Below are 13,709 nucleotides of genomic sequence, written 5' to 3' on the forward strand. Positions count from 1 at the left end.
GCCGCCGCAATCGATATGATAGGATTTTTCATCGAGTGGAGGTTCCCGATGAGACGCGCCTTTTTTGCAGCGACCGCTTTTATCTCGCTTGCCGTTGCCGGCCAATCGGCGCTCGCCGCAGACGCGCCTTATATCGACGACAGGTCGAATGCCGAAGTGGTCATCCGGTCGCTTTATAGTGCCATCAGCCGGCACGAATTCGCGCGCGCCTGGGACTATTTCGGCGACACCAAGCCGGCCAAGGATTTCAATTCCTTCGTCAAAGGCTATGACGGCACGGACACGGTCGAAGTCAAAACCGGTGGCGTATCCGAAGATGGGGCTGCCGGCAGCATCTACTACAGCGTTCCGGTCGCCATCCGGGCGACGGCCAAGGACGGCAGCGAAAATGTCTTTGCCGGCTGCTATACGCTGCGCCAGATCAACGCCTCGATCCAGGAACCGCCATTTCGCTCGATCTTCATCGACAAGGGTGCGCTGAAACCCTCAAAGGCCGATTTCGAGGATGCCGTGCCGGCAAGCTGCGGCGATGGACCGCCGCCGCCGAAGAAGGACGCGGCGCTTGAGCAGGCCAACAAGGCGTTTGCCGCGACTTATGGCGACCAGTGCGACAAGGATCTTTTGGCGCAGGAGCCGGAGATTTTCTCGATCCACTATAAGGGCAAGGATGCGGCTGCCAGCGATCCCGAAAGCGAAACGCGGCTTTTCCATTTCGCCTGCTCGGCCGCGGCCTACAACGAAAACTCGATCTATTACATGAGCGACGACGTGCTTGGCGTGAGACAATTGCAGTTCGCCGAACCTGAAATGGACATCCGCTACGAGAACAATGACAGCGACGGCAAATTGCTGGGCATGACCATAGTTGGCTTCCAGACCTCCGGCTGGGCAACCAATTCCGATTACGACGAAGAGACCAAGACGATCACCACCTTCAACAAATGGCGTGGCATCGGCGATGCCTCTTCATCGGGGACCTATCTGTTTCGCAACGCCGATTTTTCCCTGGTCCAGTACGATGTCGACGCGTCTTATGACGGCGAGGAAAATCCGCAGACGGTCGTCGACTACAATACCGCGCCTTAAGGAGCCTTCGACAACATCCAGTTGAGCGTGCCGCGCCAGTCGGTCATGCGGATCGGCGTGCCGTGCGTGCCGGTCTCGAAGCGGACGAAGCGGGTCGGATAGGTTTTCGACTTGGCCAGAATTGATCGGAAGAAGGCTTCCTGTTTCTCGATTGGAAACACCGGGTCCTTGCTGCCTTGGCCGAAGAAGACTGGGACACGACGCTTGAATGCGGGGCTTGAGAAGAAACTCTCATCCCATAGCGAGCCGAGCAGCAGAAGCCCGTCGATGCGCCCGCCGGTGTCATTGCGGGCGGCCAGCTTCCAGCATAATGAGCCGCCCATCGAGCCGCAGGCGACGAAGATTTTTGCGCTCGGCGATTGTTCGGCATAGTGGTCGATCAGCGCGGCGACCTGGGTGGCACCGGCGTCGCCGAAATCGGAAAAATCCGGCGACAGATAGAGGCCGCCATTGCCGGCCATCAGGTTCTTGATGCGGTTGAAATTGCCGCCGAAGGTGAAGTCGTCGGTGCCCTGCTTGCGGCTGCCGCCCTGCCCGTGCAGATAAAGCACGATGATGCTGGCGCCCTCGGTCTTGCCGACGGCGATGTGGCGGACATCGCCGGCATCGGTCTTCAGCAACAAATCCTGCTGCACCTTGCGCACACCGGGATCGGTGTATTGCGCATGCACACGACGTTCAGGCACTTCGTCACGAGCGTTGATGTCGCGCAGCTCACGATAATCGACAACCGTATAGGCACCGTTGCTCTCGGACGAGAGTGTGACCGGATAGGCGAAGAGATCATCCTTGAAGGGTTTGAGTTCGAGAGCGTTGGCGTGGGCGGCACAAGAGAGCGACAAAAGAATCGCCATCAGCAGGGCCGGGAGGCCAGAGGGAGGCAAGCGGAACCGGAAGCAGAAACGAAAGGCCATGCCTCAGCCATGCGTTTTTCGGCTTCGGTTTGTCAATCCTGCAGCACGCCGCCGGCGCTTTCCAGCGCCTCGCGCGTGTCGACATCGACGGCTGCCCCTTCGCCGATCTCGACATCGATGACGTCGAGCCCTTCGGCCTCGACCAGATGGCGGGCCCCGGTATCGCCTTCGAGGTGAGCGATCGCGGCAAACAGCGAACGCGGCAGCAGCACGGGATTGCCCCGCCGCCCATCGTGCGAGGCCCGCACCACCGATCGGCCTTCGCACCTGCGGAACGCCTCGATCAGCCTGTCGAGGTCGGCCGAGGCGACGCCAGGCATATCGCCGAGGACAATCATGGCGCCGGCGGCGTCGCCGGAAATCTTGGCGATGCCGGCCTTCAGCGACGAAGACAGACCCTCGGCGAATTCCGGATTGTCGGCGAACGTCACATCGAGGCCAGACAGTGCATCGCGCACGCGCTCGCGCTGATGGCCAGTGACGACGATGGTGGCCGCGGCTTTCGAACCGACCGCGCGTTCGGCAGTGCGACGGACCAGCGGCTTGCCGTCGAAGAGCGCCAAGAGCTTGTTCGGCCCGCCCATGCGGCTGGAGCGGCCGGCGGCCAGAAGCACGATCTCGACCTTTGGTTCGGCTTTGGCCGGCAATGGCTCGCGCGGCTGCGGCCGCGTCGGAATTTCCATCAACAGCCCGCCGACACCCATGCCGGCAATATGCCTGGCGGTCACGTCGAGGCCGGCGATCAGCCGGTCGAGCACCCAGTCGAAGCCGTTCTCCTTGGGACTGCGGGCGCAGCCCGGCGCACCGATGATGCGCTTGCCGCCTAGTGTGCCTAGCACCAGCAGATTGCCGGGATCGACCGGCATACCGGCGCGGATGACAGTGCCGCCTGCCTTTTCGATCGCAGCGGGAACGACGTCGCCAAAATCGGCCATCGCCGAGGCGCCGAAGATAACCACCATATCGTTGTCGCGTATCAGCGAAGCCGCAGCCTCGGCGACGGGGATAATTTCATGCGGCGTTCGACGCTCCGCCGCCAGCCTGCCGCCCGAACGCGCCAGGCGTGCTTCGGTGACGCGCATCGTCTTGTCGAGCACGCTGGGTTTGATGCCGGGCAGCACCGTCTGGATGACGCCGACGCGCACCGGCTGATAGGCGTTGACCGCAAAGATCTCGCCGCCGGCGCAGATCCCTGCCACCGCATCGACCAAAGCGGAGGCGACCGCAAACGGAATGATCTTCACCGTTGCTACCATCTGACCTTTTTCGACCGGCGCATGCTGCGCGAGCGTGGCGATGGTGATCGTCGGATCGACGGCGTTGATAGCATCGATCATCGCCGCGTCGACGGTGAACATGCCGGCAGCCTGCGCGTGGAGGTTGACCCTGCCGGTCGCGGCGGGCTTCGCCTCGATGTTGCGGTGGATCATGGATGCAGCGATCTTTTCGGCGGCGACGTCCTCGCTGAGATCATCGGGCGCCAACACCGCCGCGACGACCTCGGAAATGCCAGCGGCCTTCAACAGGGACACATCCCCGGCGCTTAGCCTGTGCGCCTTGCGGAAGCGGCGCTCGCCGGCCGTGGTGGCGTGCGCCAGCACTGCCCCTTCGGCCGCATCGATCGCAACGGGACCAAATTTCACGCGACCGCGCCTTTGGATTCGAGGCCGCGCGAGCGAAAGGCGTGGATCGCTTGCGCCAACACCGCGACGGCGATCTCGGCCGGGCTGGCAGCCCCAATGTCGAGGCCGATCGGGGCATGAATGCGGGCGATCTGGTCGGCCGTCGCCCCCGAAGCCAGCAGGCGTTCCACACGTTTGGCGTGGGTCTTGCGGCTGCCGAGCGCACCGACATAAAAGCAGCCGGCGTCGAGCGCCGCCTTCAGCGCGAAATCGTCGATCTTCGGATCGTGGGTGAGAGCAGCCAGCGCCGTATAGCTATCGAGCGGCTGACGCGTCAGCACATCCTCTGGCCATTCGGCATGCAGTGCGATATCGGGAAAACGATCGGGCGTGGCAAAGGCCGTGCGCGGATCGATGATCTCTACGGGATAGCCGGCGATCCTGGCCATCGGTGCCAGCGCCTGGCTGATGTGGACGGCGCCGATCACCACCAGACGCGGCTGCGGCAGATGTACGTTGAGGAAGAACGTCCGCCCCTCAGCTTCGACCGAACCGGAATTGCCGGTGCGAAATGCCTTGGCGACGGCCGCCCCGAGTTCGCCGGCTACCCGGTCGCCCTCGCGCACGACACGGTCGCGGCCGTCGCCGAGATCGGTGACCAGGATTGCCGCGCGGCGGGCGCGGCGTTCGGCGTTGAGTGTCTTCAGGGCATAGGGATCCATTCGAGATCAACCCAATCTTTCGACATAGACCTTGATGCGGCCGCCGCATGACAGGCCGACTTGCCAGGCGGTCTCGTCTGCGACGCCGAACTCCAGCATCTTCGCCTTGCCGCTATCGATGACGTCGACCGCTTCGGTCACCACGGCGCCTTCGACGCAGCCGCCCGAAACGGAGCCGTGGAAATTGCCTTCGGCGTCGATGACCAGATGGCTGCCGACCGGCCGCGGTGCCGAACCCCAGGTCTCGACCACGGTGGCGATGGCGACATCCTTGCCGTCCTTCATCCAGCCCTCCGCGATGATCAGCGGGTCGCGAGCCTCATCGAGATAGATACTGCGTTCCATGATTTTCTCCCTGGGAGACATGTGGTTATGCGACGCGCATCACGCCAGCCTCGATCCACCGGCGCGGGTCGACCGAACGCATAAAAACAGCACGGTCGCCAGCGACCGGTCCGCCACATAATCCGCACAGGTCAACAGATCGAGCGTCTCGTCGATCGTCCGTGGCGCCGGACGCGGTTTTCAACTCGGTCATTCTGTCTCCGCGGGCGCGGCCATCTGAAAGCCTTTACAGAGCGTGGTAGCCGCGGTTGTGATAGATCAGCGGCCGCAAATTATCGCCGATGCGCAAACCTGTAACTTTGCCAAAAAGCACACGATGGGTGGCCAGATCCTTGGTATCGATCAGTTCGCAGTCGAAGACGGCGAGCGCGCCCTTCAGCGTCGGCGAACCGGTCGAGATCACATCCCATTCGGCCAACGCGAAACGCTCCTCGACCGGCAGGCCGGTAATGCCGGAAAAGCGGATCGACAGCGGCTCCTGATCCGAAGCCAGCGTGTTCAGGGCAAATTTGCCGTTTTCCACGAACGGCTCGTTCTTGGGATTTTCACGATTGAGGCAGACCAGGATGGTCGGCGGCGTGTCCGACACCGAGCAGGCCGCGATCACCGTCGCGCCGCGCCTGCCGGCGGGGCCATCGGTGGTGACTACATGTACATGGCCGGCAAAATGGGCCATCGCGTCGCGGTAGGCCTGCGGCCCGATGTCATTCTTCTTCAGCACCGATGATTTTCCACTAGTCAGAACCAACCGTTATATATGGGGGGATATTGCATGCCACAAGCGAAGTGCTTGACGTATATCCAGAATTCGCGTGTTGCACCAAAGCTGGCCAGCCTTTAGGTCTTGACGGCATTGGCGCCAGCAACCACGCGACCGGTGCAGAGGAATTCTTCGCTCGCATGCGACCTTGGACGACCACGATAGCGGTGCTGGCCTGGCTCTCGGTCGCCGGTAGTGCAAGTGCCGAGACGCTGCTGGTCGGCGTCGCGGCACCTTTGTCGGGGGCGTCGGCGATCCTCGGCAAACAGATCGAGGCCGGCGCGACAATGGCGGCTGAAGCGAACGATGCCGAAATCAAGACGATCGATGACGCCTGCACGGCCGACGGTGGCGCCGCTGCCGCGCGGGAGTTCACCGCAGCCAAGGTCAACATCGTCATCGGGTTTTTGTGCACCGACGCAATCGAGGCGGCTCTACCGATCCTCAAGGATGCCGGCATACCGGTGATCACAGTCGGCGTCCGTACGGAAAGCCTGACCGACCGGCGCGCCAAGACCGGATGGCCGATCTATCGTCTCGGGCCACGCGGCGACGACGAGCGCAATGCCGTCGCCGCCATCCTCACCCGCCTATGGCAGAACGAGCTGTTCGCCATCGTCGACGACGGCACGATCTATGGCCGCGAAATGGCCGAGACGTTTCGGGCAGCCGCCGAGCAAGCGGCGCTGAAGCCGGTGTTCGTCGACACGTTCCGGCCGCAGCTCGACAACCAGATCGGCCTGATCGGCCGACTTAAGAAAGCCGGCGCAACGCATGTCTTTGCCGGCGGCGACGGCGATGATGTCGCCATTATGGGCCGCGACGCCGGCCAGCTCGACACCGGAATGGTGTTTGCCGGCGGCGAAGCGTTGCGCGCGCCGCTCGGCGACGTGCCTTATGCCGTCGGCACGCTGATGATTGCGCCGCCCGAATGGGCCGATGTCGCCGACCCCAAGGTGCTGCAGAGCTTTGCCGGACAAAACATCGTGCCGGAAGGTTACACGCTACCCGCCTATGCCGCGGTCGAGATCGCCAAGGCCGCTTCAGCATTGACGCAAAGCTCCGGCGAGAGGCTGGCTAACGTGCTGACCGCGCATGACTTCACCACGGCGATCGGACCGATCCGCTTTGACGAAAAAGGTGACCTGGCGCAAAATCCTTATCAAGCCTACCGTTTCGACGGCGGCCGTTTCGTGCCAGCGGAGAGCCAATGATGTCAAGCACGGGGATGTTCCATACGGGTCCGCGCAATCTCATCACCGACGTCGCCGGCCTGCGTGTCGGCAATGCGGCGAATGCCAAGCTGAAATCCGGTGTGACCACCGTCATCTGCGACGAACCGGCCGTGGCCGGTGTGCAAATCCTGGGCGGTGCGCCGGGCACCCGCGAAACCGACCTGCTCGAGCCGCACAATTCGATCCACGCCATCCATGCCGTGGTGCTGTCGGGCGGCTCGGCTTTTGGCCTTGACGCCGCGTCGGGGGTGCAGGCGGCCTTGCGCGAAAGAGGCATCGGCGTCGAGGTCGGCGGCTTTCGCGTGCCGATAGTGCCGGCGGCGATCCTGTTCGACCTGCGCAATGGCGGCGACAAGGATTGGAGCCGGTATCCGCCTTACCGCGACCTCGGCTACGAAGCCGCGCAAGCCGCCGCGATCGACTTTGCGCTCGGCACTGCCGGCGCAGGTTGCGGGGCTTTGAGCTCCGGCCTGAAGGGCGGGCTCGGCTCGGCCTCGACAGCGCTGGACAGCGGCGTCACCATCGGCGCGCTCGCCGCCGTCAACCCGACCGGCTCGGTGACGGTCGCCGGGACCCGCCATTTCTGGGCGGCGCCGTTCGAGATCGGCGACGAGTTCGGCGGCTTAGGCTTTCCCCACCCGGTGCCTGACGATGCCAGAAAGATCGTGCTGAAGTTCCGTGACAAGCATGCCGCAGGGCAGGCGGAAACCGGCGCCAACACGACCATCGCCGTGATCGCCACCGATGCGGTACTCACGAAGGCCGCAGCCAAACGCCTGGCGATATCAGCGCATGACGGCTTCGTCCGTGCCATTTGGCCGACGCACACGCCCGCAGACGGCGATCTGGTCTTCGCGCTGGCAACCGGCAAGAGCGGCATCGAGCTCGCACCCAACGATGCCATCGATCTCTACGCCGCGGCCGGCGCCACGATGGCGCGCGCCATCAGCCGCGGCGTCTTTGCCGCGACGCCGGCCGAGGGCGATCTGTTCCCGGTCTGGTCATCGCGCTGACCGCGCAACGCTCATTCGGGTTTGCCGTAATCAGATTGGACTTTTGATCAGCTGGGTTCGGATTTTTCTTCTTCGAACGTGACCGCAACATCCGAGTTTGCTGAGAGCCGCACCTTCTGGCCCTCGACCTCGGCGACAAGGCTGAGAGGAATGAAGTGGTGATGGCCCCTGTGAGCGCCCTCGCCGCTGTCGCGCTTGATCGAGATGCAGCCAAGATTCGCGAACGTATGGAAGCACGACGGCCGGATTGGATGCATCGACCTTGTGTTTCAGTCAGCACGATCTTTTGACGGCATCGTGATAGGAATTTAACGGCGTCGACCGCCTGAATGGAAGCCCCATGCGAAATCTTGCCCTGTTTGCCGTCTGCCTGCTTGCCCCGCTTGCAACTTTGGTCGCCGCCCACGCAGGCGATGTCGCCGAGCTTGAGATCCTCGGCTTCAGCCGTGATGGCGGGGTCTTTGCCTTCGAGGAATACGGCGTCCAGGACGGATCGGGATTTCCCTATGCGAACCGCTATTATGTCGACACGGCCAACGACAGTTTCCTGAAGGGCTCGCCGATCCGTGTCCGGCTCGACGACGAGAATGCCGCGGTGGACGCAGCGCGGCTGCAGGCCCGGCAAAAGGGCGAAGCGATCGTCAGTCAGGCGGAACTCACGGCAATTCGCGGCATCACCGCCGGCTTCAACCCGGTGACCGAGCTTTCTGCCGATCCCTTCCGCATGGTGGTCAATCCGCGCCCGATCTTCTCGCCGGTCGACGATCCGCTTGAGTTCCGGCTCGACCAGATCGGCATGAACGACACCGAACGCTGCCAGAGCCTGGGCGAGATCAACGGCTTTCGCCTGCTGCGCATCGAGGCGAAGGACGGCGGCCAGACAAGGATTATTCACGAGGACAAATCGATCCCGCAAAGCAGAGGCTGTCCGACTGGCTACCAGATCGGCGCGGTTCAGACATTTTCGCTGGATAGCCTCAGCGCCTATGCCGTGCTGATCGCGGTGCGCCAATACGGCTTCGAAGGGCCGGACTATCGCTGGATCGCGGTAACCGGACGGCTGTGACGCTCCTGGCCATGCGCACCCGCGCCTTGCATCGTCTGCGCCGCGCTTTACCGCCGCTGCGTGCTGCGTCCGTCGGCGCGCTGCTGTGGGCCATAGCGATGGGCGCCAGCGCGCTGCTCAATCTGCTGCAGTACGACTGGGAGACCCCGGCAAAGATCCGCTTCGTCTCGCTGCTTTATGCTGCCGGCGGTGCGCTGGCTTTCCCGATTGGGCTGTTCCTGGCGCGGCTCGTCTCGCTCGGACGCCACTGGGAGATCGCCCTCGCGGCCGCCTTCGTCTGCTTTCTCGCAGCGACGATCGCCGTCACCGGCGGCCTGTTTGGGCTGCAATACCGCTCCTACTACGTCCAATGGCATGCACCCGCGCTTACCATCACCTGGGTTTTCCAGTTCGTGTTCACGATGTTGACGGCACTCTATCAGTTTGTCGTCCTCGGCATCCGGCTGTATTTTCCGCTAGGTTTCATCGCGCTCGCAATTGCCAGCATCTGGTTTGCGCGCCAGCAGCGTTGAGCATTCCATCTCGCTCTGTTAGGACGCTGGCGAACGCTCCCGCAAGTCAGGACTGACCGATGATCCCTCGCTACTCCCGGCCGGAAATGGTGGCCATCTGGTCGCCCGAAACCCGGTTCCGCATCTGGTTCGAGATCGAGGCCTACGCCTGCGACGCATTGGCCGAGCTCGGCGTCATCCCGAAGGGGGCCGCCAAGACCATCTGGGAGAAAGGTGGGGCGGCGAAGTTCGATGTCCAAGCGATCGACGAGATCGAGCGCGTCACCAAGCACGACGTCATCGCCTTTCTCACGCATCTTGCCGAATTCGTCGGGCCGGATGCCCGCTTCATCCACCAGGGCATGACATCGTCCGATGTTCTCGACACCTGTTTTGCCGTGCAGCTCACCCGGGCCAGCGACATCCTGCTGGCCGACATTGACGGGCTGCTTGCGGCGCTCAAGCGCCGCGCGTTCGAGCACAAGGACACCATCACCATCGGCCGCAGCCACGGCATCCATGCCGAGCCGACCACCTTCGGCATCAAGCTGGCACAGGCCTATGCCGAATTCTCGCGTTGCCGCGAGCGGCTGGTGCACGCACGCGAGGACATCGCCACCTGCGCCATCTCGGGTGCGGTCGGCACCTTCGCCAATATCGATCCTTATGTCGAAGAATACGTGGCCAAGAAACTCGGACTGAAGCCCGAGCCGGTGTCGACGCAGGTGATTCCGCGCGACCGCCATGCGATGTTCTTCGCCACGCTCGGCGTCATCGCCTCGTCGATCGAGCGGCTGGCGATCGAGGTGCGCCATCTGCAGCGCACCGAGGTACTTGAAGCAGAAGAGTACTTTTCACCCGGACAGAAGGGCTCGTCGGCGATGCCGCACAAGCGCAACCCTGTGCTGACCGAGAACCTCACCGGCCTTGCCCGCATGGTGCGCTCCTTCGCATTGCCGGCAATGGAGAATGTGGCGCTCTGGCACGAGCGCGACATCTCGCATTCCTCGGTCGAGCGCATGATCGGGCCCGACGCGACGGTGACGCTCGATTTCGCGCTCTCACGGCTGACCAGCGTCGTCGACAAACTGCTCGTCTACCCCGACAACATGCTGAAGAACATGAACAAATTCCGCGGCCTTGTGCATTCGCAGCGCGTGCTGCTAGCGCTGACGCAAGCCGGCGTTTCGCGCGAGGACGCCTACCGGCTGGTGCAGCGCAATGCGATGAAGGTGTGGGAGCAAGGCGCTGATTTTCTTGAGGAACTTCTGGCCGACAAGGACGTTGTCGCAGCCTTGCCCGAGGCCGAGATCCGCGAGAAATTCGACTTGGGCTACCATACCAAGCACGTCGATACGATCTTCAGCCGAGTGTTCGGAGAAGCCTGATGATTTCGTCGGCCGGAGATTTCGATTTCCTTGCCCTGCCCGGGCGCGGCAATTCCGGGCCGGATCATTGGATGTCGCATTGGTGCCGGGTGTTCCCCAATTCGAGCCGCGTGCTGCAGGCTGAGTGGGACCGGCCGAAGCCTGAAGACTGGATCGGCCAGGTGGATGCCGCGGTGGCCGCCGCACCCCGCCGCATCGTGCTGCTTGCGCATTCGCTGGCGGTGGCGACGGCGGTGAAGTGGGCTGCCGGCGCCAGTCAAAGCCAACTCGACAAGGTCGCGGCGGCACTCCTGGTTGCCGCGACCAATGTCGAGGATGCCGATCCCTCATTCGACGCGGTGCGCCCGTTCGCGCCGATGCCGCTGAAGCGCCTGCCCTTCCCAACATTGGTGGTGGCGAGCCGCAGCGACCCCCGCGTCACCTTCGACAAGGCGACCGCTTTTGCCGCCGCCTGGGGCGCGGATTTCGCCGATGCCGGCGATCTTGGCCATATGGGGAACGAGGCCGGCCTGGGCGTATGGCCAGCGGGCCTGCTCATGCTTGGACGCCTGCTTGAGAAGGCGAACCTCTAATCTATATTCTTGTTTTTATGCATGTCGTTATCGCAAAACCGCTGCACACTTTTGCGCGACATGCATTGGCCTACGCCTTGCCGGGAACCGTCCTTATCACTGTGCCCCACGGGTCCTCGCGGGTGGTCTCGCTTGCGGCATTGTCCGAACGCATCTCGACCCAGGCCAAGCCGGAGCGGGAGGGATCTCGGCGACCGGCGCCCGCGCTCTGCCACGCATTTGCGCCAATGTGGTGATGATAGCCGCCGGACGACAGGAACACCGCCGCGCCGCCGTACTTTGCCACGGTGTCGAAACCGAACTCCTGATGCCACCATGCTTCGGCTTCTTCCGGCCTGCCGACCCGCAAATGGGCGTGACCGATAATGCTGTTTTCCGGCGCGCCCTGCCAGCCGGTGTCGCCGGCCGGCACTTCGGCAACGACCGACTGAATGTTCAGCCGCTCCGTCGCCATCGCGATCTTGTCCCCGTTCCATTTCCAGTCCTGCGGACGGCGGTCGGCATAGATCTCGATGCCGTTGCCTTCCGGATCGGTTAGATAAAGCGCCTCGCTGACCAGATGATCGGATGCACCCTCGATGCCGATCTTGCCGGCGATGGCGTGATTGATCCAGCGGCCGAGATCGGCCCGACTGGGTAGCAGGAAGGCGGTGTGGAAAAGACCGGCGCTGCGCGGGTCATCGGGTTTCGCGGCCGGATCCGCTTCGATGTCGAGCAAAGGGCGATTGACTGCGCCGAGCGTAATCGTGCCGCCGGCGCGGCTCAGTTCCTGCAAACCGACGACTTTGCGATAGTAGGCAGCGAGATTTTCTGCTTCGCGCGCCCGCAAGCCGACGCGGGCAACGCTGACCGGGGTCGTCGCGGCAAAAGGCAGTTCGCTCATCAAAGTGCTCCGTTCAAGCGGCGCTCGACAAGCTTCCAATGGAGGAACCCGGCGCCATCAATCATTCTACGCCGTGTCCGTGCCAAAATCTCGGAACAGCCATTCTTTCCCGGCGACAGATCATCGATCGCGATCGTTCACACAAGAGTGCAAGAAGCGAACATGGTGTTCACAATAACGAGCAGAACCGGGCTCGTGAGAGACCGTTTGCGTGTCGCTGTTGAGTTTATACCCGGTTGCACCCGACAGCGCCTCTCGCTACATGCGCGCCATGAAAGTCAGGGAAGCAGATATTCTCATCGTGCCGGGCTACACAAATTCCGGCCCCGATCATTGGCAGAGCCGCTGGCAGTCGAAACTGTCGACAGCGCGCCGCGTCGAACAGACGGAATGGTCGAAGCCGGTGCGCGAGGATTGGACGGCCGGTGTCGCCAAGGCGGTCAACGAGGCCGAGCGGCCGGTCGTCATCGTCGCTCATTCGCTTGGCGTCGCCGCGGTCATCCAGGCCTTGCCTCGGTTTGAGCGGCAGGTCGCCGGCGCCTTCTTCGTGGCGCCGCCCGATGTCGCCAATCCAAAGATAAAGCCCAGGCACCTGATGACCTTCGGCCCCTATCCGCGCGACCCGCTGCCGTTTCCGTCGGTGGTGATCGCCAGCCGCAACGACCCGTTCTGCGCCTTCGGCGTCGCCGAGGACATTGCCGCGGCGTGGGGCTCGCTGTTCATCGACGCCGGCGATGCCGGCCATCTCAACGCAGATTCCGGCTTCGGCCCTTGGCCCGAAGGATCGATGACCTTCGCGAAATTCCTGACGGATCTCTAGGAAGCGATTGAGCCCCTGACGCTGTTCAGCAGGGTCTTTGCCCCAAGCGAAATCAGCGAATGCTCGGAACCCATCGCCAGCAGCCGGTAGCCCATCGACACCACGCGACCGGCAATGGCCGGTTCCATCACATAGATCGCCGCATGCTTCCCGGCTTTACGGGTGCGCTCGGCGATCGAGGCGACGGTCTCCATCATGCTCTCCAGCGTCGAACTGACGGTGGTCCCCTTCGACCAGGCGATCGAGAAATCCGAAGGGCCTAGGAAGATACCGTCGATGCCCGGCGTGTCGAGGATGCCGTCGAGTGCCTCAAGCGCGGCGCGCGTTTCGACCATGGCGAACGCCATGGTGCGCTGGTTGCTGTCGCGCAGCCAGTCGGCATGATCGCCCTTGCCATGGCGCGGAAAGGCATAGGTGGGGCCCCAGGAGCGCTCGCCGAGCGGCGGGTATTTCATGGCGGCGGCAAACAGCTTTGCGTCCGCCACTGAATTCACCATCGGCGCGATCACCGCCTCGGCGCCGAAGTCGAGCGCGCGGCTGGCCATGTCGAAGCGGCCGACCGGAATGCGCACCAAAGCCGGCTTGTTGGCGGCCAGCACCGGCACAAGCCCGCGCAGTACGCTGTCCTCGTGATGGCCACCATGCTGCATGTCGAGCGTAACCGCGTCGAACCCTTGCCTGGCCAGTATCTCGACCGTCAAAGCATCCGGCACGCCGGACCATGCGGTGAACAGCGTCTCGTCGGCCGCAAGGCGTGACTTCAGGGACATTGGCGATTTCCTCTTTGCTTGC

The 13,709-nt window shown here is 63.3% G+C and carries 15 protein-coding genes and 2 pseudogenes; 8 read left to right on the plus strand and 9 right to left on the minus strand.

Going from position 1 to position 13,709, the window contains the following annotated elements:
- The first annotated feature begins 48 nt into the window (after positions 1 to 48).
- Complete coding sequence (locus NKG60_RS13460) at positions 49 to 1,086, plus strand: DUF1176 domain-containing protein (protein ID WP_352865813.1); 1,038 nt, start codon at positions 49 to 51, stop codon at positions 1,084 to 1,086.
- On the opposite strand, the gene NKG60_RS13465 is transcribed toward NKG60_RS13460, so the two are convergent.
- From NKG60_RS13465 to NKG60_RS13485, 6 genes and pseudogenes are all read right to left on the minus strand, one after another.
- Positions 1,083 to 1,940, minus strand: coding sequence for an alpha/beta hydrolase (locus tag NKG60_RS13465; RefSeq protein ID WP_352865810.1), 858 nt, complete (start codon positions 1,938 to 1,940; stop codon positions 1,083 to 1,085). The genes NKG60_RS13460 and NKG60_RS13465 overlap by 4 nt on opposite strands.
- Before the next feature lie 92 nt (positions 1,941 to 2,032).
- Positions 2,033 to 3,643, minus strand: a complete 1,611-nt coding sequence (locus tag NKG60_RS13470; protein WP_352974993.1) for an NTP transferase domain-containing protein — start codon at positions 3,641 to 3,643, stop codon at positions 2,033 to 2,035.
- Entirely contained in the window at positions 3,640 to 4,344 is a 705-nt protein-coding gene (locus NKG60_RS13475) for an XdhC family protein (RefSeq protein ID WP_352662501.1), read from the minus strand. Before NKG60_RS13475 ends, NKG60_RS13470 begins: the two co-directional genes overlap by 4 nt.
- Positions 4,345 to 4,350: 6 nt before the next feature.
- On the minus strand, positions 4,351 to 4,689 hold the full coding sequence (locus tag NKG60_RS13480; protein ID WP_352662504.1) for an XdhC family protein: 339 nt from the start codon (positions 4,687 to 4,689) through the stop codon (positions 4,351 to 4,353).
- A 63-nt stretch (positions 4,690 to 4,752) separates the two neighbouring features.
- Positions 4,753 to 4,882 (minus strand): annotated as a pseudogene (locus tag NKG60_RS32250) (AAA family ATPase); the annotation flags it as partial.
- A gap of 33 nt (positions 4,883 to 4,915) precedes the next feature.
- A complete protein-coding gene (locus tag NKG60_RS13485) occupies positions 4,916 to 5,410 on the minus strand; it encodes a flavin reductase (protein WP_352974995.1) in 495 nt (164 codons plus the stop codon).
- Positions 5,411 to 5,589: 179 nt separating this feature from the next.
- Here NKG60_RS13485 and NKG60_RS13490 point away from each other — a divergent pair, with 179 nt between their 5' ends.
- Positions 5,590 to 6,663 (plus strand): branched-chain amino acid ABC transporter substrate-binding protein, encoded by a 1,074-nt coding sequence (locus NKG60_RS13490; RefSeq protein WP_352865804.1) that lies wholly within the window; start codon positions 5,590 to 5,592, stop codon positions 6,661 to 6,663.
- 14 nt (positions 6,664 to 6,677) lie between these two features.
- A complete protein-coding gene (locus tag NKG60_RS13495) occupies positions 6,678 to 7,697 on the plus strand; it encodes a P1 family peptidase (protein ID WP_352865924.1) in 1,020 nt (339 codons plus the stop codon).
- 47 nt (positions 7,698 to 7,744) lie between these two features.
- On the opposite strand, the pseudogene NKG60_RS13500 reads toward NKG60_RS13495, so the two are convergent.
- Positions 7,745 to 7,894 (minus strand): annotated as a pseudogene (locus NKG60_RS13500) (DUF2171 domain-containing protein); the annotation flags it as partial.
- A 143-nt stretch (positions 7,895 to 8,037) separates the two neighbouring features.
- Between NKG60_RS13500 and NKG60_RS13505 the strand changes: the two are divergent.
- The 4 genes from NKG60_RS13505 to NKG60_RS13520 are packed head-to-tail and all read left to right on the plus strand — an operon-like array spanning position 8,038 to position 11,214.
- Positions 8,038 to 8,763: a DUF2259 domain-containing protein gene (locus tag NKG60_RS13505; protein WP_352865802.1), complete on the plus strand. Its 726-nt coding sequence runs from the start codon at positions 8,038 to 8,040 to the stop codon at positions 8,761 to 8,763.
- 11 nt (positions 8,764 to 8,774) lie between these two features.
- The gene (locus NKG60_RS13510; RefSeq protein ID WP_352865921.1) at positions 8,775 to 9,275 is read left to right on the plus strand and encodes a hypothetical protein; all 501 of its coding nucleotides are present in this window, start codon (positions 8,775 to 8,777) and stop codon (positions 9,273 to 9,275) included.
- A 59-nt stretch (positions 9,276 to 9,334) separates the two neighbouring features.
- Positions 9,335 to 10,642 carry an adenylosuccinate lyase gene (purB, locus tag NKG60_RS13515; RefSeq protein WP_352865800.1) on the plus strand — a complete coding sequence of 436 codons (1,308 nt, stop codon included), beginning with the start codon at positions 9,335 to 9,337 and terminating at the stop codon, positions 10,640 to 10,642.
- Positions 10,642 to 11,214, plus strand: coding sequence for an alpha/beta hydrolase (locus NKG60_RS13520; RefSeq protein WP_352974998.1), 573 nt, complete (start codon positions 10,642 to 10,644; stop codon positions 11,212 to 11,214). Before purB ends, NKG60_RS13520 begins: the two co-directional genes overlap by 1 nt.
- 70 nt (positions 11,215 to 11,284) lie before the next feature.
- On the opposite strand, the gene NKG60_RS13525 is transcribed toward NKG60_RS13520, so the two are convergent.
- Positions 11,285 to 12,097: a VOC family protein gene (locus tag NKG60_RS13525; protein ID WP_352865794.1), complete on the minus strand. Its 813-nt coding sequence runs from the start codon at positions 12,095 to 12,097 to the stop codon at positions 11,285 to 11,287.
- A 271-nt stretch (positions 12,098 to 12,368) separates the two neighbouring features.
- Here NKG60_RS13525 and NKG60_RS13530 point away from each other — a divergent pair, with 271 nt between their 5' ends.
- Positions 12,369 to 12,917 carry an RBBP9/YdeN family alpha/beta hydrolase gene (locus NKG60_RS13530; RefSeq protein WP_352663339.1) on the plus strand — a complete coding sequence of 183 codons (549 nt, stop codon included), beginning with the start codon at positions 12,369 to 12,371 and terminating at the stop codon, positions 12,915 to 12,917.
- Here NKG60_RS13530 and NKG60_RS13535 read toward each other — a convergent pair.
- Entirely contained in the window at positions 12,914 to 13,687 is a 774-nt protein-coding gene (locus tag NKG60_RS13535; RefSeq protein WP_352662523.1) for an HpcH/HpaI aldolase family protein, read from the minus strand. The two genes, NKG60_RS13530 and NKG60_RS13535, sit on opposite strands and share 4 nt — an antisense overlap.
- Between the last annotated feature and the right edge of the window lie 22 nt (positions 13,688 to 13,709).

Source organism: Mesorhizobium sp. M1428 (assembly GCF_040317515.1).
In the GTDB taxonomy this organism is placed as follows: domain Bacteria; phylum Pseudomonadota; class Alphaproteobacteria; order Rhizobiales; family Rhizobiaceae; genus Mesorhizobium.

What these genes read in the sequence shown, in the direction of transcription:
- NKG60_RS13460 (WP_352865813.1), top strand. Translation starts at nt 49, where the DNA reads ATGAGACGCGCCTTTTTTGCAGCGACCGCTTTTATCTCGCTTGCCGTT.
- NKG60_RS13465 (WP_352865810.1), bottom strand. Translation starts at nt 1,940, where the DNA reads ATGGCGATTCTTTTGTCGCTCTCTTGTGCCGCCCACGCCAACGCTCTC.
- NKG60_RS13475 (WP_352662501.1), bottom strand. Translation starts at nt 4,344, where the DNA reads ATGGATCCCTATGCCCTGAAGACACTCAACGCCGAACGCCGCGCCCGC.
- NKG60_RS13480 (WP_352662504.1), bottom strand. Translation starts at nt 4,689, where the DNA reads ATGGAACGCAGTATCTATCTCGATGAGGCTCGCGACCCGCTGATCATC.
- NKG60_RS13490 (WP_352865804.1), top strand. Translation starts at nt 5,590, where the DNA reads ATGCGACCTTGGACGACCACGATAGCGGTGCTGGCCTGGCTCTCGGTC.
- NKG60_RS13495 (WP_352865924.1), top strand. Translation starts at nt 6,678, where the DNA reads ATGTTCCATACGGGTCCGCGCAATCTCATCACCGACGTCGCCGGCCTG.
- NKG60_RS13505 (WP_352865802.1), top strand. Translation starts at nt 8,038, where the DNA reads ATGCGAAATCTTGCCCTGTTTGCCGTCTGCCTGCTTGCCCCGCTTGCA.
- NKG60_RS13510 (WP_352865921.1), top strand. Translation starts at nt 8,775, where the DNA reads ATGCGCACCCGCGCCTTGCATCGTCTGCGCCGCGCTTTACCGCCGCTG.
- purB (WP_352865800.1), top strand. Translation starts at nt 9,335, where the DNA reads ATGATCCCTCGCTACTCCCGGCCGGAAATGGTGGCCATCTGGTCGCCC.
- NKG60_RS13520 (WP_352974998.1), top strand. Translation starts at nt 10,642, where the DNA reads ATGATTTCGTCGGCCGGAGATTTCGATTTCCTTGCCCTGCCCGGGCGC.
- NKG60_RS13525 (WP_352865794.1), bottom strand. Translation starts at nt 12,097, where the DNA reads ATGAGCGAACTGCCTTTTGCCGCGACGACCCCGGTCAGCGTTGCCCGC.
- NKG60_RS13530 (WP_352663339.1), top strand. Translation starts at nt 12,369, where the DNA reads ATGAAAGTCAGGGAAGCAGATATTCTCATCGTGCCGGGCTACACAAAT.
- NKG60_RS13535 (WP_352662523.1), bottom strand. Translation starts at nt 13,687, where the DNA reads ATGTCCCTGAAGTCACGCCTTGCGGCCGACGAGACGCTGTTCACCGCA.